Origin of the sequence: Streptomyces sp. ICBB 8177, from assembly GCF_003144095.1 — a bacterium.
Taxonomy (GTDB): Bacteria; Actinomycetota; Actinomycetes; order Streptomycetales; family Streptomycetaceae; genus Streptantibioticus_D.
In genome coordinates, this window is record NZ_NSKH01000002.1 from 227,699 (window position 1) to 246,846 (window position 19,148).

At 73.2% G+C, this 19,148-nt stretch carries 17 protein-coding genes; 7 read left to right on the top strand and 10 right to left on the bottom strand.

The annotated features are described in order from the left end of the window. Window positions 1-18: 18 nt before the first annotated feature. Together CK485_RS01410 and CK485_RS01415 are read right to left on the bottom strand one after the other, a co-directional pair. Window positions 19-1,503, bottom strand: a complete 1,485-nt coding sequence (locus CK485_RS01410) for an MFS transporter (protein ID WP_241968054.1) — start codon at window positions 1,501-1,503, stop codon at window positions 19-21. A gap of 165 nt (window positions 1,504-1,668) precedes the next feature. Further along, the gene (locus CK485_RS01415; RefSeq protein WP_109445950.1) at window positions 1,669-2,061 is read right to left on the bottom strand and encodes a nuclear transport factor 2 family protein; all 393 of its coding nucleotides are present in this window, start codon (window positions 2,059-2,061) and stop codon (window positions 1,669-1,671) included. 203 nt (window positions 2,062-2,264) lie between these two features. Between CK485_RS01415 and CK485_RS29990 the strand changes: the two genes are divergently transcribed. From CK485_RS29990 to CK485_RS01430, 3 genes are all read left to right on the top strand, one after another. Beyond that, entirely contained in the window at window positions 2,265-5,267 is a 3,003-nt protein-coding gene (locus CK485_RS29990; protein WP_109445952.1) for a LuxR family transcriptional regulator, read from the top strand. A gap of 182 nt (window positions 5,268-5,449) precedes the next feature. Then, entirely contained in the window at window positions 5,450-6,478 is a 1,029-nt protein-coding gene (locus CK485_RS01425; protein ID WP_109445954.1) for an alpha/beta hydrolase-fold protein, read from the top strand. 360 nt (window positions 6,479-6,838) lie between these two features. After that, on the top strand, window positions 6,839-7,042 hold the full coding sequence (locus CK485_RS01430) for a cold-shock protein (RefSeq protein WP_109445956.1): 204 nt from the start codon (window positions 6,839-6,841) through the stop codon (window positions 7,040-7,042). Between the two features lie 125 nt (window positions 7,043-7,167). Here CK485_RS01430 and CK485_RS01435 read toward each other — a convergent pair whose 3' ends face one another. The 3 genes from CK485_RS01435 to CK485_RS01445 all read right to left on the bottom strand — a co-directional run bounded on the left by CK485_RS01435 (window position 7,168) and on the right by CK485_RS01445 (window position 9,354). Then, on the bottom strand, window positions 7,168-7,818 hold the full coding sequence (locus tag CK485_RS01435; RefSeq protein ID WP_109445958.1) for a lytic transglycosylase domain-containing protein: 651 nt from the start codon (window positions 7,816-7,818) through the stop codon (window positions 7,168-7,170). A gap of 52 nt (window positions 7,819-7,870) precedes the next feature. Continuing rightward, complete coding sequence (locus CK485_RS01440) at window positions 7,871-8,359, bottom strand: hypothetical protein (RefSeq protein WP_109446533.1); 489 nt, start codon at window positions 8,357-8,359, stop codon at window positions 7,871-7,873. 419 nt (window positions 8,360-8,778) lie between these two features. After that, window positions 8,779-9,354 carry a TerD family protein gene (locus CK485_RS01445; protein WP_109445960.1) on the bottom strand — a complete coding sequence of 192 codons (576 nt, stop codon included), beginning with the start codon at window positions 9,352-9,354 and terminating at the stop codon, window positions 8,779-8,781. A 129-nt stretch (window positions 9,355-9,483) separates the two neighbouring features. Here CK485_RS01445 and arfB point away from each other — a divergent pair, with 129 nt between their 5' ends. After that, a complete protein-coding gene (arfB, locus tag CK485_RS01450) occupies window positions 9,484-9,912 on the top strand; it encodes an alternative ribosome rescue aminoacyl-tRNA hydrolase ArfB (protein WP_109445962.1) in 429 nt (142 codons plus the stop codon). A gap of 120 nt (window positions 9,913-10,032) precedes the next feature. Here the strand turns inward: arfB and CK485_RS01455 are convergent, their stop codons facing one another. Next, entirely contained in the window at window positions 10,033-10,506 is a 474-nt protein-coding gene (locus tag CK485_RS01455) for a flavin reductase family protein (protein WP_241968090.1), read from the bottom strand. Window positions 10,507-10,973: 467 nt separating this feature from the next. On the opposite strand from CK485_RS01455, the gene cdgB reads away from it, so the two are divergent. Both cdgB and CK485_RS01465 read left to right on the top strand, forming a co-directional pair. After that, complete coding sequence (gene cdgB, locus CK485_RS01460; protein ID WP_109445966.1) at window positions 10,974-12,587, top strand: diguanylate cyclase CdgB; 1,614 nt, start codon at window positions 10,974-10,976, stop codon at window positions 12,585-12,587. 126 nt (window positions 12,588-12,713) lie between these two features. Next, on the top strand, window positions 12,714-13,664 hold the full coding sequence (locus CK485_RS01465; protein WP_109445968.1) for a CBM35 domain-containing protein: 951 nt from the start codon (window positions 12,714-12,716) through the stop codon (window positions 13,662-13,664). Between the two features lie 88 nt (window positions 13,665-13,752). Here the strand turns inward: CK485_RS01465 and CK485_RS01470 are convergent, their stop codons facing one another. The 4 genes from CK485_RS01470 to CK485_RS01485 form a co-directional block, all read right to left on the bottom strand. Then, complete coding sequence (locus CK485_RS01470; protein ID WP_109445970.1) at window positions 13,753-14,100, bottom strand: hypothetical protein; 348 nt, start codon at window positions 14,098-14,100, stop codon at window positions 13,753-13,755. 247 nt (window positions 14,101-14,347) lie between these two features. Next, window positions 14,348-15,283 (bottom strand): 1-phosphofructokinase family hexose kinase, encoded by a 936-nt coding sequence (locus CK485_RS01475; protein WP_109445972.1) that lies wholly within the window; start codon window positions 15,281-15,283, stop codon window positions 14,348-14,350. Window positions 15,284-15,428: 145 nt separating this feature from the next. Continuing rightward, window positions 15,429-16,616 (bottom strand): N-acetylglucosamine-6-phosphate deacetylase, encoded by a 1,188-nt coding sequence (gene nagA / locus CK485_RS01480; RefSeq protein ID WP_109445974.1) that lies wholly within the window; start codon window positions 16,614-16,616, stop codon window positions 15,429-15,431. Beyond that, window positions 16,616-17,548 (bottom strand): ROK family protein, encoded by a 933-nt coding sequence (locus CK485_RS01485; RefSeq protein ID WP_109445976.1) that lies wholly within the window; start codon window positions 17,546-17,548, stop codon window positions 16,616-16,618. Before CK485_RS01485 ends, nagA begins: the two co-directional genes overlap by 1 nt. Before the next feature lie 346 nt (window positions 17,549-17,894). On the opposite strand from CK485_RS01485, the gene CK485_RS01490 reads away from it, so the two are divergent. Beyond that, window positions 17,895-19,142: a sugar ABC transporter substrate-binding protein gene (locus tag CK485_RS01490; protein ID WP_342673446.1), complete on the top strand. Its 1,248-nt coding sequence runs from the start codon at window positions 17,895-17,897 to the stop codon at window positions 19,140-19,142. Window positions 19,143-19,148 lie beyond the last annotated feature (6 nt).

Consider the following 19,148-nt stretch of genomic DNA (forward strand, 5'->3'; position numbering starts at 1 on the left):
GGCGCCTGCGTCCCGTTCTCACGCCGTCCGCGCCACCGCCGGCGTGCGCTCCCGTCGCGTCGCCATCGCCGCGTACGCCACCGCGAGCAGCGTCTCCAGGCCGGTCAGCGCGGCGATCGCCAGGCCGAACGCGTGCGGGTAGGCGTCCGGGCGGCCGGTGCCCAGGGCTTCGTAGAAGACGATGCCGATGAGCGCGACGCCGAGCGCGTTGCCGACCTGCTGGACGGTGGCGACGACGCCGGAGGCGGTGCCGACCAGCCGCGGTGCCACGCCTTCCATCACCGCCGAGGTCATCGGCGCGATGACCATGCCCATGCCGACGCCGTCCACGAACATGCCCGGGCCCAGCCACCACACGCTGCCGCTCGTCGCGACGTCGTGCGCCGCCAGCCCGGTCAGCGCCAGCCCGGCCGCCATCAGCAGCATCCCCGCGGGCAGGGTACGGCGGCCCAGCCGGGCGGCGATCAGGTGCGAGGTCGTCGAGGTGATCAGGTAGCCGGCGCCGATGGTGACGAAGACCAGCCCCGAGCGCAGCGCGTCCAGCCCCCGGCCCTGCTGGAGGTAGAGCGCCAGCACCAGGAAGAACGACGCCTGGCCGCACCAGAACAGAAGCTGCGTCAGCAGCCCCAGCGCCAGCGGGCGGTCGCGCAGCAGCGCGGTGTCGACCAGCGGGTCGCCGTCGCGGCGGGTGAGCCGGTGCTGGTACGCGCCGAAGACCGCGAAAAGCACGGCCGACCCGGCCAGGCACACCCACGTCCACGCGGGCCAGCCCTGCGCCCGTCCCTGGATCAGCGGCAGGACGAGCGCCACCAGCGCGCCGGTGCACAGCGCGACGCCCACCGGGTCCAGCCGCGGGCGCCGGGGGGCGCGGGACTCCGGCAGCGTGCGCCCCACGAGGGGCAGGGTGACCAGGCCCACGGGGAGGTTGATCAGGAAGCACGCCCGCCAGTCGAGGCCGAACAGGTCGGCCCTGATGAGCAGGCCCCCGATGAGCTGGCCGAAGACGGCGCCGAGGCCCATCGTCAGGCCGTACGCGCTGAACGCCCTGGCCTGCGCCTTGCCGGTCCACGCGGTGCCCAGGATGGCCAGCACCTGCGGGCCGGTGAGCGCGGCGGCCACGCCCTGCGCCACACGGGCGGCGATCAGGGTCCCGGCGGTCGGCGCGAGTCCGCAGGCCACGGAGGCCGCGGTGAACAGCGCCAGGCCGACCGCGAAGACCCGTCTGCGGCCCGCGACGTCACCGATCCGGCCTGAGGTGATCAGCCCGGCGGCCAGCGCCAGCCCGAACCCGGCCACCACCCACTGCACGGCGGCCGTCCCCGCGCGCAGGTCGCGCTGCACGTCGGGCAACGCGACGTTGACGATGAAGAAGTCGAGCGCGGTCATGAAGGTCGCGGCGAGCAGGACGAACAGGGAGAGGGCGGACGGCCTTCCCGGCGTCTCGCGTTCCGCGCGCGGTGCGCGGCGCCGCGTTCCGGCGAGCGGTCTGAGGGCAGTGGGCACGGCTGGGCTCCTTGGCTCATGGATCTCGTACAACGGGAGGCGGAGTGGGCGGGGTGAGCGGGGGCGGGGGCCGTGCGGGCCCCCGGGGGCTCGCGGAGCGAGCGGGCTTGCGGGGCGCGGGCGGCGCGTCCGCCCCGGGTGGGGCGGCGCGTCGCCCGCGGTGCCTCACATCGCCGGCACCTTGTCCAGGAAGCCGTGGACCGCGGTCAGCCGGAGCGCGTCCGGGCCGCCCTCGGTGCCGTTCAGCACCGCCACGTCGAAGCCGACGACCAGCGCCTCGCCGTCCTTCGGGCCCAACTCCCAGGTGAAGCGGGCCAGGTGGTGGTGCGCGTCGACCGGTCCGGCGAGCCGGAAGACCATGTCGGGGAACTGCGCCCGCACCGCGCCGATCGTGGCGTCGATCGCCTCCGGGCCCTCGGCCACCGCGAGCGGGTCCACGTAGCTGCCGTCCTCGGTCCACAGCGCCTCGACCATCGCGCGCCGGGCGGTCGGGTCGGCCTCGTTCCAGGTGTCGATGTAGCGCTCGATCAGGGCACGGGCGTTGTCCGCAGTGTTCATGGGAAGGTCCTCCGATTCTCTGTCCGCGAGTTGTTCTCGCAGGTCAAGACGGTACGGAGGACGGCGGGACGCGGAATCCGTCACGCTTAGGCAATCGTGACGCGCGCTTAGGTAACCGCACCCGTCGCACGCCGGAGGGCTCGGGCAACCGTCGCCGGACAATGGCTTCGACGGGGTCCGCGCGATGCCCGTAGGCTGCGGACATGCCGGTCACGCTGTACGGGAGAGAGCACGAACAGGCGGTCGTCGACGGGCTGCTGGCTGACGCGCGCCGAGGGGCCAGCGGCGTGCTGGTGCTGCGCGGCGAGCCCGGCATCGGCAAGACCGCGCTGCTCGACCACGCCGCCGACGCCGCGACCGGTCACGGCATGCGGCTGATCCGCGCCACCGGCGTCGAGTACGAGGCCGAACTGCCCTTCGCCGCACTGCACTTGCTGCTGGGCGCCGACTTCGGGCGGCTGGCCGCCGCCCTGCCCGAGCCGCAACGCCTCGCCCTGCAAGCCGCGTTCGGGATCACCGCCGCCGGCGACACCCCCCGCTCCTCCGACCGGCTGCTCACCGGCCTCGCCGTCCTGACGCTGCTCGCCGAACTGGCCGAGGAGCAACCGCTGTTGTGCGTGGTGGACGACGCGCAGTGGCTCGACCACGCCTCCGCCGAGGCGTTGCTGCTCGCGGCGCGCCGCCTTCAGGCCGAGCCGGTGGCGCTGCTGTTCGCCGCCCGCGAGGGGGAGGGCGCCTTCCCCGCGCAGGGCCTGCCCGAGCTGCGACTCGAAGGGCTGACGCAGGAGGCGTCGGGGCGGTTGCTCGACGCCCGTTCGGCGGGTTCCACCGCGCCGGCCCCCGCCGTGCGCGCCCGGCTGCTCGCCGAGGCCCACGGCAACCCGCTCGCGCTCACCGAACTCCCGCGTGCCCTCGCCGCCGAGACACGCGCCGACGGGGGCCGGGCCGCCAGGACGCCCGCCGCCGCGTCCGAACCGCCCGGTGCGGTGGGGCCGCTCGGCCCTGCGGGCGCGGTGCCGTTGACGACCCGGCTCCAGATCGCGTTCCACGGCCAGGTCAGCAGGCTGCCCGCCGCCACGCAGACGCTGCTGCTGCTCGCGGCGGCCGAGGAGAACGGCGACCCGGAGGTGCTGCGCCGCGCCGCGGGTCACCTGGGTCTGGCCATCGACGACCTGGGCCCGGCCGAGGACGCCGGGCTGGTGCGGCTGGTCGGGCGGGTCGCGTTCCGCCATCCGCTGCTGCGCGCCGCCGTCTACCAGCGCGCCCCGCTCGCCCAGCGTCTCGCCGCCCACCGCGCGCTGGCCGACGCCCTCGACACGGCGGGGTCCCAGGGCCCCGGCGGCGCCGACACCGAGAACGCCGACCGCCGCGCCTGGCACCTGGCGATCGCCGCGCCCGGGCCCGACGAGCGGATCGCGCGGGCGCTGGAGCAGGCCGCCCTACGGGCCCACGAACGCGGCGGTCACGCCGAGGCCGCCGCCGCCATCGAACGCGCCGCCCGCCTCACCCCCGACCCCGCCACCGCCGCCCGCCGCTGGACGCTCGCCGCCGAAGCCGCCCTGGAGTCCGGCGACCTCGCGCACGCCCACACCCTCGCCGCCCGCGCGGAGACCCGGATCACGGCGGGCGGCCCCGACCCCGGCGCCCCCGAACGGGCCGCGGGCGCCGGGGGCACGACACAGACCGAAGGCCCGGGCGGTCCCGGCACCGGTCTGGCCGCGGACGGCTCCGCGCCCGCCCTGCTGCGCACCCTGCGCCACGTCCAGGCGACCGCCCGCTTCCTCCAGGGCGACTTCCCGGCCGCCTACCGCCTGCTGCTGCGCGACGCCGCACGCACCGCGGGCGCCGACCCCCAGCAGGCCGCCCGGATGCTGCTCCAGGCCTTCCACGCCGCCTGGTACCTCGGCGAGGAGCCGCTGCGCGAGGTCACCGGCGCGCTCGCCGCGCTCGACCTGCCCGAGCGGGACGCCATCGGTCCGCTCGCCCGCTACGTGGTCGCCGCCGTCCGCCCGGTGCTGGGCGAGCCGTCCGGCGCTCTGCCCGGGGTGGACGAGACGGTGGAGGCCGCGCGCCTGGGCGGCGCCATGGTGCCGTGGGACGTGGTGCAGGTCTGTGGCGCCTCGCTGATCCTCGGGCGGGACGCCGAGACGCACCGGCTGGCCGCCCGCCTCGCCGCCGACGCCCGCGCCCGCGGCGGCTTCGGCCAGCTGCCGACCATCCTGTTCTTCCTCGCCGAGGCGGAGCTGTTCCACGGCCGCCCCCGCGACGCGCTGGCCGGTGCCACCGAGGCACTGCGCATCGCCCGCGACACCGGCCAGCGCCAGTGGACCAGCCAGCTGACCGCCTTCCTCGCCCACCTCGCCGCCGTGGAGGGCGACCCGGAGGCCTGCCGCCGGCTCGCCGACGAGGCGCTCGCCGTCACCGGCCCGGACGCCGCGGGCGTGATCGCCCCCGGCACGCCCTGGGCCCAGTGGGCGCTGGGCCTGCTCGACCTGGGCGCGGGCCGCGCGCGGGAGGCGCTGGACCGGCTGGAGGCACTGGCGAACGGGCCGATGCGGCACCACGTCTGCGCGACCCGGGCGATCCCCGACCTGGTGGAGGCGGCGGTACGGCTGGGCTGCCCGGAACGCGCCGCCGGTCCGCTGGCCTACTTCCGGCGCTGGGCAAAGCTGACCGGCCAACCGTGGGCCGAGGCGCTGGTCCTGCGCTGCCGGGCGCTGGCGGAGGAGGCCGACGAGGACGAGGTGCGGGCGGCGTACGAACGGGCGCTGGCGCTGTACGGCGGCGACGCCGGGCCCGACCGCCCCTTCGAGCGGGCCCGCACCGCGCTGCTGTACGGCGAGTGGCTGCGCCGGGGCCGACGCAGGACGCGGGCCAGGGGGCCGCTGCGCGAGGCCATCGGGGTCTTCGAGCGGCTGGGCGCCGTGCCCTGGGCCGAGCGGGCCCGGGCCGAGCTGGACGCCACCGGCGAGTCCGTCCCGCGCGCGGGAGCCGCAGGGCCGGCCGGGCTGACACCGCAGGAGTCGCAGATCGTCCGGCTCGCGGCACGCGGACTGTCGAACCGGGACATCGCCGCGCAGCTGTTCCTCAGCCCGCGCACGGTCGGCTACCACCTCTACAAGGCGTATCCGAAACTCGGCGTCGCGGCCCGCGGTGAACTCGCGGACCTTCCCGAACTGGCGGAACTCGCGGGACCCGCCGCATGACGACGGACGGTCATTTCCGTCGCGTTGCGTCCCTGTCCCCTGCCTGTGCGTGACCTTCGCGCGCGCTGTTACCAACCTATGACGTAATTCATGGACCCGGCGGGCATCCGCGCGCCGTCCTTTCGCATCTCACAAGGGGAAATCGGACCCGTGTGCGTGTTGATGTGAGGAAGCAAGATCCGGTGGAGCGATCCGTGAAGAAGCGCTGGCTTACGGCGTTCGTCGCCCTGTTGTCGTTGGGGCTGGTCGCTGGGTGCAGCGATCAGGGGGACCCCGTCTCGTTCGGCGCCCCGAGTTCGTCGGCGAGCGGCGCACCCGGTGGTGCGGCCGACACCCCGCCGGCCGGTGGCGCCTCGCTCGCCCAGATGGCCACCGGGCCGCAGGCCACGTGGAAGGTGCAGCGCACCGTGGAGGCGGCCGACAACACCAAGATCGCCGTCACCACGTACCACGGTCCGAAGTCCGGCTTCACCGGCAAGGTGTGGGTGTGGGCCCCGCCCGCGTACTTCCAGAAGGAGAACGCGAACAAGGGTTTCCCCGTCATGATCGCCCTGCCGGGCGGGCTCGGCTATCCGAACAACTACTGGTTCGGCGCCGACCTGAAGCTCCAGGAGGACTTCTACAAGTGGACGCAGGAGGGCAAGGCGCTGCCCTTCATCGTCGTCATGCCGGTGCTCAATCCGGACAAGCAGTACCACGACTGTAGTGACATTCCGGGTTCCGAGAAGATGGGCACCTGGCTCACCGAGGACGTGCCGAACCTGGTGCGGCAGAATTTCCGGACGCTGAAGACGCGGGACGGCTGGGGCTACATGGGTTCGTCCTCCGGCGGATTCTGCTCGCTCAAGAGCGTGCTGCAGTACCCGGACCGGTTCAAGACGGCGATTCCCTCCGGTCCCGACATCGTTCCGGACTCGCCGCTGTGGCACGGCGACGTTGCCGCGATGCGCGCCAACAACCCGGAGTACCTCGCCTCGCAGCTGATCAAGAAGGGCGGCCCGGACGTCTACCTGGGCTTCCAGGTCGGCACGACCGAGGTCAGCGACATGGCCAAGGTGAAGAAGTTCATCGCGCAGTACGGCAGGGGCCCGGTGCACACCAGGCTCCAGGTGATCGGCGCGGGCGAGCACAACGCCGCCAGCTACACCCGGGGCATGGACGAGGGCACGATCCAGTGGATCAGCGAGCAGATGCAGGGCCCGAGCACCTGAGGTCAGGCCTGACGGCCGACCCGGGCACGTGACGTCAGGCCTGACGCCCGTCGCGTGACGGCGGACCGGCGGGCCGTGCGTGACGGTTCCGCGGCGGCCTCGCGTGACGGTTCGCGGCGGCCCGTACGCGACGGTCGCGCCCGTGTAGCACACCACCGCGTTCTCCCTTCCGGGAGGGCGCGGTGGTGTGTTACGGTGAAGTCGTTGCAGTTGTGGTTCCCATGTAACTGATGTGTGCGCCTGCTGATAAACGGCATGGCGCATTTCTTGTTTTTCCGGGCTTGCCCGGGCGGGGCAATCATCACGGCGACACGGAGCCCACGAGGTGTGGGCTTCGGCACTGCCCCGAAGGAGACAGACATGGCTACCGGCGTCGTCAAGTGGTTCAACGCGGAAAAGGGCTTCGGCTTCATCGAGCAGGACGGCGGCGGCGCCGACGTCTTCGCCCACTACTCGAACATCCAGGCTCAGGGCTTCCGTGAGCTGCACGAGGGCCAGAAGGTCGAGTTCGACGTCACGCAGGGCCAGAAGGGCCCGCAGGCGGAGAACATCCGCCCGCTGTGACCCGTTCGGCTCGCTGAACGGACCACGTTCCAGAGCCTTTTCGAGCCGGCACGCTCCGCGCTCGAACCGAGGGGCCCGCACCGTCACGGTGCGGGCCCCTCGTCGTGCCCCGGGCCGTCCGCCTCTCAGCCGCTTCCCGTGCCGGTTCCCGATCCCGGCGAAGTCGAGTTCGAGGCCGAGGACGACGGGCTCGGCGTGATGCCGATCTGCTTGTCGTATGTCACCTGGTACTTCGGCATCAGCGACTCGATCTTGCTCACGTAGTCCTGCGTCTCGCTGATCTGCGGAATGCCCTGAGCGTTCAGCACCGCGCTGGGGCCTGCGTTGTACGCGGCGAGCGCCAGCTGCGTCGGGTCGCCGGGGACGCCCTTGACCTCCTTGAACAGCTCGCACATGTAGGCCGCCTGGGAGGGGATGGCGTCCTTGGGGTTCCACACGTCGGGCGCGCCGTCACCGGAATAGGACTTGCCCCACTCCTTCCAGGTCGACGGGTAGAACTGCGCTATCCCCTGGGCCTGGCCGGAGTCGGCGTCGGGGTTCCACTTGCTCTCCGCGTCGATCTGCGCCGCCAGCAGCGGCACGTTCAGCTGCGGGCAGGTGGTGGCGGCCAGCTCCACCGTGGACAGGTACTCGTCCGGGATCGAGGGCAGCGCGGGGGGCCGGGTGAGCCACCAGGCGACACCGATGGCGGCGCCCGCGACGACCGCCACCAGCAGAGCCAGGCTCACCAGACAACCGCGGCCCTTCCTGCGGGAGCGTCCGGTCTCTGTCTCCATGTACGTCCTGTGTTCGCGTCGTGACGTGTGGTCCTCGCCCCCGTTCCCCCTTCTATACACGGGGAAAGCGGAGGTGGAGGTTCCAGACGGCCGGGTTGTCCGCCAGGCCGTCGTGCATGTCTACCAGGTCGGCGAGTACGTCGTGCAGGAAGTCCCTGGCTTCCCGCCGCAGATCACCGTGGTTGAGGGAGAGGGGCGGTTCGTCCTCGGCCCAGTCGGCGGTGACGTCCACCCAACCGAATCTCCGTACGAATCGCAGCCGTTCGGTGGACTGGGTGAAGTCCAGCTCGGCGCGCTGCGGCCGGGCGGCACGGCTGCCCATCGGATCGCGGTCGAGCTGCTCGACGATGTCGCACAGCGCCCAGGCGAAGTCCAGCACCGGCACCCATCCCCAGGCTGTGGACAACTCCCGCTCGCCCTCGGCGAGGTAGACGTCCCCGCAGAACAGGTCGTGCCGCAGGGACCGCACGTCCGCCGTGCGGTAGTCGGTCTGCGGAGGGTCGGGGAAGCGACTGGAGAGGGAGTAGCCGAGCTCGATCACCCGGGAATGGTAGGCACACCGCGAGCGGCCCTCGGGCCAGGGCCGGCGCTCGCCGGGGTCGGGCCGGTGCGCCGCGCCACCCGCGGTGGCCACAGGCCGGGCGGAACGCGGCGCCCTGCGGAGGACGACCGCTGCGGCCCGCGCAGGAGTCGGGGGCCCGTAACTCTCGTACCCGTCGCGCAGCCGCCAGCGAAGGGGGCCTCCGGGCTCGCCGCGCGCCCCCGGGGGTCGTTGCTGGTGCCATGCCCTCGTGACGGCCGCGCGCAGGGCCGGGGGCGGGCGCGAGCAGCCCCGTTCACGGGGTCGCGCGAGAGACGGCCTGCGAGCCGGTTTCCGGTGGGCGGGGTGCGGCGCACGTGACGCACCGGTGAGGGGCTGGACCGGGCCGAGGGCCCCTCACCGCCGGCGGCTCCGCCGCGTCAGACGTTCACGCCGAAGTCCTGGGCGATGCCGACCAGGCCGGAGGCGTAACCCTGGCCCACCGCGCGGAACTTCCACTCCGCGCCGTTGCGGTACAGCTCGCCGAAGACCATCGCGGTCTCCGTCGCCGCGTCCTCGCTCAGGTCGTACCGCGCGATCTCGGCGCCGCCGGCCTGGTTGACGATGCGGATGTACGCGTTGCGCACCTGGCCGAAGTTCTGGCTACGGGTCTCGGCGTCGTAGATGGAGACCGGGAAGACGATCTTGTCGATGTCGGCGGGCAGCCCGGCGAGGTTGACGTTGATCTGCTCGTCGTCGCCCTCGCCCGCGCCGGTGGTGTTGTCACCGGTGTGCACGATGGTGCCGTCCGGGGTGGACTTGTTGTTGAAGAAGACGAAATGCGCGTCCGAGTGCACCTTGCCGGTGCCGTTCACCGCGATCGCGCTGGCGTCCAGGTCGAAGTCGGTGCCGGTGGTGGTCCGCACGTCCCAGCCCAGGCCCACCGTGACGGCGCTCAGCCCCGGCGCTTCCTTGGTGAGCGACACGTTGCCGCCCTTGGACAGGCTCACTGGCATGGAAGTCCCCTCCGGTCCTCGTGCGGCGGCGGTCACCGCCTGGTCTCACCCCTCACAACGCGGGCCGGGGGGCGCTTGGTTCCGGGAAACCCCGGTGACGGGAGGCCGGATTCGCGGGATCATGGACATATGTCCGGACCACTTCTCATCCGCGGTTCGGTCTCCGTGCCGGAGTCCGAGCTGATGTGGCGCTTCTCGCGCTCCTCGGGCCCCGGCGGCCAGCACGTCAACACCTCCGACAGCCAGGCGGAGTTGCGCTTCGACCTCGCGCGCACCACCGCGCTGCCCGAGGCGTGGCGCCGCCGCGCGCTGGAGCGGCTCGCGCCGCGGCTGGTGGACGGCGTGCTGGTGGTCCGGGCCAGCGAGCACCGCTCGCAGTGGCGCAACCGCGAGACGGCCGCCGCCCGGCTCGCCTCCCTGCTGGCCTCCGCCACCGCGCCGCCACCCGCGCCGCGCCGCCCGACGCGGATACCGCGCGGGATCAACGAGCGCCGGCTGCGGGTGAAGAAGCAGCGCTCGGAGACGAAGCGCTCGCGGGGCAACCGCGACTGGGACTGACCGGCGGCGCGCCCGCCGCTCCCCGCCCGCGCTCGCGCCGCGCCGTCGTTGCGCCATCCGGGTGAACGGGACGGGTCTGCGCGTGCCGCGGCCCGGTTCGCGCCTCCACGTGCCGCCGGCTCAGCTCAGCCCGTGGTAGCGGCCCCGGAAGTACGTCAGGGGCCGCCCGGAAGCGCTCGGGGTGGACGCGGTCAGCACCTGGCCGACGACGAGCGTGTGGTCTCCGGCGGCGACCCGCCGCACCGTCCGGCACTCCACGACCGCCAGCGCGCCGCTGATCAGCGGGGCCCCGGTGACCTCACCGCGACGGTAGGGGACGTCGTCGAAGAGCAGCCGGTCGCTGATCCGGCCGCGCATCGCGAAGCGCCCGGCGACGTGCCGCTGGCTCTCGCTGAGCACGGAGGCCGCCCAGTACGGGTGCCGGGCCAGCAACTCGTCCATCCGGGAGTCCTCGCGGACGCTGACCAGCACCAGCGGCGGCTCCAGCGAGACGGACATGAACGCGGTCGCGGTCATGCCGACGTCCTCGCCGCCCACGCCCTCCTCGGGGTCGTGCGCCGAGACGAGCACCACGCCCGCCGTCAGCCGTGACATGGCGGCGCGGAACTCGCCCTCGCTCGCCAGGGGTTCGTCCGGCACCCCTCCAGGATGCGGGAGGCCGGGTGCGGGCCGCTCGGCGGGAGGGACGGCGGGCTTCATGGAGGACTGGGTTCGTTCGGCGGAAGACACGTGTCGAACGTAAGCGCGCGCCGGGCCGTCGCGCATCGGGCCGGGGGCCCGAGTGCGGCCGGCAGGCGTCCTAGGACTTGCCCAGGTCCACAGTCGTATGTCGTACTCTCCCACCTCGGCCGGATTCCGACCGCGCAGAAGCTTTCCGTATGAAACCACGAAGCGTATTCGACTTCAGGTTCGATGATGTGACCTCAGTCACAAGCAGGGGTAATTGTTGACCCTGTGTACCGGGCGGGCTGCTCGCTGTGATTCAGTGGCGGTGTCAATCGGACCATACGACATCAGGGATTCTCAGGAGTCGATCCGCGAAGGCTCGTCGGGGGAGTGACATGGACACCGAGTCGGAGCCCTACGTCCGCCTCGCCACCCTGCGCCAGCTGCACCAGGTGGTGGCCGACCTCAACACGGCCCGCAGCCTGGCCGACACGCTGCAGGCCGTGGCGGACGGTGCCGTGGCCGGGCTGGGCTTCGAGCTGGCCGCGGTCAACCTGGTCCGTCCCGACGGCGACCTCATCGTCGCCGCCGTCGCGGGGGACGCCAGCGCCGAGGCCCTGATGGCCGGGCGGGTCGCCCCGCGCTCCGCCTGGGACCGCTGGCTGGCGATGGGGCACCACTGGGGGTCGCTGCGCTTCATCCCGTACGACGAGGGCTGGGTGCTGGACGACGACGAGGTGCCGCAATGGCGCTCGGAGGGCCCCGCCCCGCGCTTCCCCGACGAGTGGCACCCCGGCGACCGGCTGCTGGCCCCGATGTACGCGACCCCGGCCGGCGGCGGCGAGCTGATCGGCGTGATCACGGTCGACCGGCCGCGCGGCGGCCGCCGCCCCGGCGCGTGGTCGCGCGAGGCGCTTCAGACGTACTCGTTCCAGGCGGCCATCGCCATCAGCAACGCCCGGCTGCGCGCCAACATGCAGCGCGCCCTGGTCCGCCTGGAGCGCGAGCAGCAGGCGCTGCGGGCCAGCGAGGAGTCGTTCCGGCAGGCCTTCGAGTACGCGCCCAGCGGCATGGCGATCGCCGAGATGGGCGGCGAGCAGCACGGCAAGCTGCTGCGGGCCAACGACGCGCTGTGCAGGCTGCTGGGCCGACCGGCGTCGGTGATGCGCCGCTACGCCTTCTCCGACCTGGTCCATCCCGACGACGTCAACACGCTGCTGCGCACCTCCGCCGAGGGCGGTCGCGCCGAGCTGCGGCTCGCCCGCAGGGACGGCAGCTACCTGTGGGTGTCGCTGCGCAACTCGGTGGTCGCCGACACCACCGACGGGCCGCGCTTCCTGCTCACCCACGTCGAGGACATCGAGGAGCGCAAGCGCCGGGAGCTGGCGCTCGCCCACCGCGCGAGCCACGACTCGCTCACCGGCCTGCCCAACAGCGCCGAACTGCGCGCCCGCCTCAGCTCCCGGCTGTGCGGACGCCCGCTGACCGCCGACGGCCTGCCGGGCGGACCGGACGACTTCGGCTACGACTTCCCCGCCACGCCCGCGCTGCCCTACGACCACCACGTGCACGCCGTCGAGCCGGACGAGGACGGCGGCGGGGCGGACGGCGCCAAGGGGCTCGCGGTGCTCTTCTGCGACCTGGACGGCTTCAAGACCATCAACGACCGCTTCGGACATCACACCGGTGACGCGGTCCTCATCGAGGTCGCCCGGCGGCTGTCCAGCGTGGTGCGCGACGGCGACACGGTGGCCCGGCTCGGCGGCGACGAGTTCGTGGTCCTCGCCGACGGCCTGGACCGCGAGGGCGCCCAGGAGCTGGCCGTCCGGCTGCGCAACGCGATCATCCCGCCGATCCGGGTGGACGGCCGCGCGGTGCGGGTCGGCGCCAGCTTCGGCATCGGCTGGGCGGGCTGCGGGATGACCGTCGAGGAGGTCCTGCACTCCGCCGACCAGCGGATGTACATGGAGAAGCGCACCCGTTCCAAGGCGCACCGCAGGGCGGGCTGACCCGGGTCCGGCGCGGTGCCCGGGATACGGGAGCGGGACGCGTTCGGACACGCGATCGGGGTAGGCTCGCCCGGGTCCAGTCATGTCCGGACCGCGCAGGCCGGACGCAAGGGGAGTGAGCAGCGGATGACGGCCGGTAACAACGGCACGCCGGAGCCGGGGAACGACGACCCGTTCGCGTACCTGTACCGCGGCGAGGGTGACGAGGCCGCGCCGCCACCGGACCGCCCCGGGGTGCCGCGCACCTCCTACCACCAGGTCTCCCGGGTCGGCGAGCGCCGCCCGGCGCCGCAGCAGCCCGCGCAGGGCGGCTACGGCTACCCGCCCCAGCAGCCCGCGTACGGCCAGCAGCAGGCGCCCTACGGCCAGCAGCCCGGCTACGGCCGGCAGGGCCAGCCGCCGTACGGCCGTCCGCCCCAGCAGCAGCCGCCCGGTGCCGAGCCGCCGCAGCGCGCGAGCCACGGCGCCGGCTCCGGCGGCGGATCGAGCCGCCGCGGTCTGATGATCGCGGCGATCGCGGTCGTCGTGGTGGTCGCCGCGGGCATCGGCGTGGCGCTGGTCGCGGGCAACGACGACAGCGGCGACAAGGCGGGCGGCGGCACCCCGGCCCCGACGACCAGCCAGACGCAGCCCTCGCCGTCCACCTCCGTGAGCACCGACCCCAACGCGACGCTGCCCCAGCAGTTCGCGGCGGCGCTCGCGCTGTCGGGCGGCGCGGCGGTCAACCATCAGGACCCCGGCGCGAGCGGGCCGAACGGTGTTTACGTCACCCTCGGTTCGGTAGGGGCCACCGCGACGTGGAACGTCAACGTGCCTGAAGCCGGGTCGTATTCGCTGTACGTCGGCTACGGCAACGCTGGGCAGTCGGCCACCGCGACGCTGACGGTCAACGGCCAAGCGCAGTCGCGGCCGATAAACCTCGCCAACTTCACCAAGCAGAGCGACCCCGCCCACGCGTGGACGGAGACCTATTCGTTCGTGGATCTCAAAAAGGGCGCGAACAGCGTCGCGATCTCCTGCGCGCAGGGAGACCAGTGCGCTTTCGATCTCGACCGCGTCTGGCTCAAGGCGCGCTGACCGGGCGCGCTGCATGGCCCGGCGGGGTCGGCCGTGCTGTCGTCGGCCGACCCCGCCGAGGGCACAGGTGCTGTCTTGGTCCAGATGCTCAGTACTGCCCGACGCCCACGCACCGCGTGGCTACCCAGAGGTCCTTCCCCTTGTAGTTCACGGCGGTCCACTCGTTGCCCGAGGGGCCGCCGCTCCAGCACTTGTAGGAACCACCGGGCGCGTAGCCGCAGTTGGACTTCCAGCACAGCACCTTGCCACCCGCTGGGATGGTGACCACCACCCTGCCGCTGGTGGAAGCGGCGTCGCGCAAGTTCGCGGCGTGACCGGAGACCTTCTGCCCCCACTCGTTCGAACCGAATATGCCGCCGCCGACGTAGACGCCGCCCCAGGCGTCGTCCGACGGAGCGGCGGAGGCCGAGGTGGTGCCGACGGCCAGCCCGAACACGGACAGGATGCCTGCTGCGATCAGGGATTTGTCCTCGTGGCGCGCATGGTTTTGGAATCTCCCCATCAGTGGTTGTGCGAAGAGCCGGCAGAGCCGCCTGCCTTCGCCCGGATCGATTTTGATCTTGAAGTGGGGGAGGCGAGGCGTCAAACGCCATAGGTTCCGGACGTGTGGAACCGGCCATTCCCTGGGCATGACGTCGCGCGAGCAGGCGGACATGAGCAGCAAGGATGACCGGAGAGCGCGCCTAATCGGCGATTCGGCTCGGCGAATCGACCCGGACCACGGGCAGCAGGCGTTCGTACGCCTCGCGGTCGAACTCGCCCGCCGCCGGGGCCAGTACGGTGGCCGCCGACAACGCCACCGCGCGGGCCAGCCGGTCCGGCCACGGCAGGCCCTCCGCCAGCCCCGACAGCAGCCCCGCGACCGCCGAGTCGCCCGCGCCCGTCGGGTTGCCCTCCAGCCGCTCGGGCACCGGCGCCTGCCACACCCCCTCCTCGGCCACCGCCAGCAGCCCGGCGGGCCCGGCGGAGGCGACGACCGCGCGGGCCCCGCGCCTGCGGGCCTCGCCGGAGGCGCGCGACGGCTCGGTCAGGCCGGTGAGCTGGGCGAGTTCGTCCGCGTTGGGCTTGATGGCGTCGGGGCGGGCCGCGATGCCGCGGCGCAGCGCCTCACCACTGGTGTCCAGCAGCACGTACACCCCGGCGGTGCGGGCCGCGCGGACCAGTTCCGCGTAGGCGCCGACCGGCAGGCCCGGCGGCAGGCTGCCGCACAGCGCCACCGCCCGCGCCCCGTCCAGCAGTTCGGTGTAGCGGCGCACGAAGGCCGCCCACTCCTCGGCACCGACGAGCGGGCCGGGCTCGTTGAACATCGTGGTGTCGCCGCTCGCCGCGTCCACCACCGCGACCGTGCGCCGGGTCTCGCCGCGCACCGTCATCAGCGCGTCGGTCACCCCCGGCGCGACCGCGGCCATCCCCTCGCGCAGCGCGTCGCCGGTCCGGCCGCCGGCCAGACCGGTCGCGACCGTCTCGTGGCCGAGCGCGGCCAGCACGCGGGAGACGTTCAGACCCTTGCCGCCGGGTCGCGCGGTGACGTCGGAGACCCGGTGCGTGGCGTGCGGCGTCAGCCGGGGCACGTGGTACGTCACGTCGAGAGCGGCGTTGAGCGTGACCGTGACAATCACCGCGAGGCACCCCTCCTGTGTGGTTGGCGTTCCGCGTCGTCGCGTCGCGCGAGCGATCATGCCAAAACAACGGCGGCCGGCCCAGAGCCGGGCCGACCGCCGTACCTGATTGTCGTCCTGCCTGCCTGAGTGGCCCCGGCCGGTGCTACGACGCGATCGGGTGGGTGAGCCACTCACCCTTGCGCATGACACCGGCCAACCGGAAGTCCTCGTCCAGCACGACCAGGTCCGCGTCCTTGCCGGCTTCCAGCGAGCCGATCCGGTCGTACCGGCCCAGCAGCCGCGCCGGGTTGGCGGAGATCGCGGCCACGACCTGCTCCACCGGCAGCCGGTCCACGGTCACGGCCCGCCGGAACGCGGTGTCCAGGGTCAGCGTGGAGCCCGCGATGGAGCCGCCCTCGACCAGCCGCGCCACGCCGTCGCGCACCTCGACCTCCATCGGCCCGAGCGGGTAGCGCCCGTCGCTCATCCCGGCCGCTCCCATGGCGTCGGTGATGAACGCGACCCGCCCGGCGCCCGCGGCGCGGTGGGCCAGCTCCAGCACCGACGGGTGCAGGTGGGTGCCGTCGTTGATCAGCTCGACGGTGACCCGCTCGTCCTCCAGCAGCGCCGCCACCGGACCCGGGTCGCGGTGCCCCAGCGGCGGCATCGCGTTGAACAGGTGGGTGGCGACCGTGGCGCCCGCGTCGACCGCCGCGAGGGTGGCCGCGTAGTCGCCGTCGGTGTGGCCGACCGCCGCGATCACGCCCTGCTCGGCCAGCAGCCGCACCGACTCCAGACCGCCCGGCAGTTCGGGCGCCAGCGTCATCATCCGCGCGGTGCCGCGCGCGGCGTCCACCAGCTTGCGCACGTCGGCCGGGTCGGGGTCGCGCAGCAGCGTCGGCTGGTGGGCACCGCAGCGGTGCGGGGAGATGAACGGGCCCTCGAAGTGCACGCCCGCCAGGTCGCCCTGCTCGACCAGCTCCGAGAGCACCGCGGCCTGCCGGGCCAGCTCGTCCAGGTCACCGGTGACCGTCGAGGCGAGCATCGTGGTGGTGCCGTGCGCGCGGTGCGTGGCGATGGCCGTCATCGCCTCCTCCACCGTCCCGGCGGAGAACGAGGCGCCCCCGCCGCCGTGCACGTGCATGTCGACGAAGCCCGGGACCACCCAGTGGCCGGTGAGGTCGACCACCTCGGCCCCGGCCCGACCGCCGGGGGAGGCGGCGGCCTTCGCTCCGGGGGCGGCGGCGATCCGGTCGCCCTCGATCGTCAGGTCGTCCCGCACGACGCCCGCCGGCAGGACCACGCGCGCCCCGGTCAGCACGGCGCGGCGGGGGTTGGTGTGTGCGGCCATCAGGCGGATACCTCCACGGAGAGTCGGTCCCAGGCGAGCAGTCCCGCGCCCAGGCAGCCCGCGGCGTCGCCGAGCGCCGCCGGAACGATCAGGGGGAGCTTCTGGAAGGTGATGCGCCGCTCGACGGCGGCGCGCAGCGGCGCGAAGAGGGTCTCGCCGGCCTCGGCCAGTCCGCCGCCGACGATCAGCGTGCCGGGGTCGAGCAGGGTGAGCCCGGTGACCAGGCCGTCCGCCAGCGCGGCGACCGCGTCCCGCCACACCGCCAGGGCGCGCGGGTCGCCCTTCTCCACGGCGGTGGCGCACTCCGCCGCCGTGGCGCCCTGCCCGCCGCCCGCCTCGGCCCAGGCGCGGGCCACCGAGGACGCCGACGCCTCGGTCTCCAGGCAGCCGGTCTGCCCGCAGGGGCACAGCCGGCCGCCGGGGCGCACCACGATGTGGCCGATCTCGCCCGCGTAGCCGTTGGCCCCGGCCTCGATACGGCCGTCGATGCCGATGGCGGCGGCGATGCCGGTGCCGAGGGCGAGGAAGAGGAAGCGGTCGCGGCCCCGTCCGGCGCCCAGCCTGCCCTCGGCGAGGCCGCCGCAGCGCAGGTCGTGGCCGAGGGCGACCGGCACGCCGTGCAGCCGGTCGGTGAGCAGGGCCCGCATCGGCACGTCACGCCAGCCGATGTTCGAGGAGTAGACGGCGATGCCGGCCGCGTCGTCCACCACACCGGGCACCGCCACCCCGGCCGCCGCCGCGGGCTCCCCGAACTCGGCGATGCCGTGCCCGCGCAGCTCGTCGGCGAAGTCCAGCACGGACGCGACGACCGCCTCGGGCCCGCGGGCCCGCTCGGTCGGGCGGCGCGTCTCGTAGAGCCGGTCGCCGCTGGGCGCGATGAGCGCGCCTTTCATGCCGGTGCCGCCCACATCGAGGGCGATGACGTGTCTCACGGGGTCCAGTCTGACCCGGCACCGGCCAAGAGGTCTAGTCCACCGGCCGGCGGGAGCGTCGCCGCCGTAGCCCCGCGGCCGACCACGCGACGGCGGTACGTCACGAACCGTCACCGGCCCGCGCCGCGGCCCGCCGGACCCGGAAGGGCGCCGCGTATGTCGGGAATGGGGGAGCTGCGTGTCGCGCAGTTGTACCGAAGGGGAACCCGTTGTCGAGTCGATACGGAGAGTGGTGTAGACCTTAGGGGGCGGTTGCTAGCAGACTGTGCCGTTCCGAGAGGCTCAACGGGTCGGCGAGAAGGCGGTAGGACAAGTGGATCGGCGGCGTTTTCTGGGACTGGCGGCGGTGTCGGTCCCGGCGGCCATGTCGCTCACGGCGTGCAGCGGTGAGGGGGTGGGCGGCACCAAGCTCACCATGATCGCGGCGAACTACGGCGACTCGTCGGCCAACGACTCGCAGACCTACTGGAACGACGTCGCCAGTGCCTTCCAGAAGAAGTACGGCGGCATCAGCATCGACATCCAGGTCTACGACTGGACCGAGGTCGACAAGAAGGTCGCCCAGCTGGTCGCCGCGGGCAAGGCGCCCGACATCGCGCAGTGCGGCGCGTACGCCGACTACGCGGCGCGGGGCGCCCTCTACAGCGCCGACCAGTTGCTGTCGGTGTCCGTCGAGGCGGACTTCATCAGCTCGATGGCCGACGCGGGCAGCGTCAACCACACCCAGTACGGCATGCCGTTCGTCTCCAGCGCGCGCATGCTCTTCTACAACAAGACGCTCTTCAAGCAGGCCGGTGTCGTCGACGCCCAGGGCCAGCCGGCGCCGCCGAAGACCTGGGACGAGCTGAAGGCCGCCGCCACCAAGCTGAAGTCGGCGGGCGTCAAGGTGCCGTTCGGGCTGCCCTTCGGTCCCGAGGAGCCGGCCGCCGAGACGATGATCTGGATGCTGGGCAACGGCGGCGGCTACACCGACGACGTCGGCAGCTACACCATCGACTCGCCGCAGAACATCGAGACGTTCCAGTGGATCAAGACCAACCTGGTCGACACCCAGCTGACCGGCACCAACCCGGCCAAGACCAACCGCCAGGACGTCTTCGACGCGTTCAGCCGCGGCGAGTGCGGCTTCCTCAACGGGCACCCCACCCTGATCCAGCAGGCCGACAAGGGCCGCATCGACTACGGCATAGCCAAGATCCCCGGCAAGAACGGCCCGCTCACCTCCACCCTCGGCGTCGCCGACTGGGTGATGGCCTTCAAGCGGAACGGGAACGCCTCCGCCGCGGGCAAGTTCCTGGAGTTCATGTACAGCGCGCAGAACACGCTGACCTTCCTCAAGGAGTACGAACTCCAGCCGGTCACCGTCTCCGCCTCCAGCGCGATGCGGACCGACCCCTCGCAGAAGAAGATCTGGCCGTTCCTCGACGAGCTGCCCAACGCGCAGTTCTACCCGGACGACAAGACCTCCTGGGGCCCGGTCAACGCGGCGCTCAAGCAGGTCATCGGCAAGGCCGTCACCCAGGACCCGGCAGGCGTGCTGAGCAGCCTCCAGCGCACCGCGGAGGCCGACGACAGCAGCGCCGCGGCGAAGTAGCGTCGA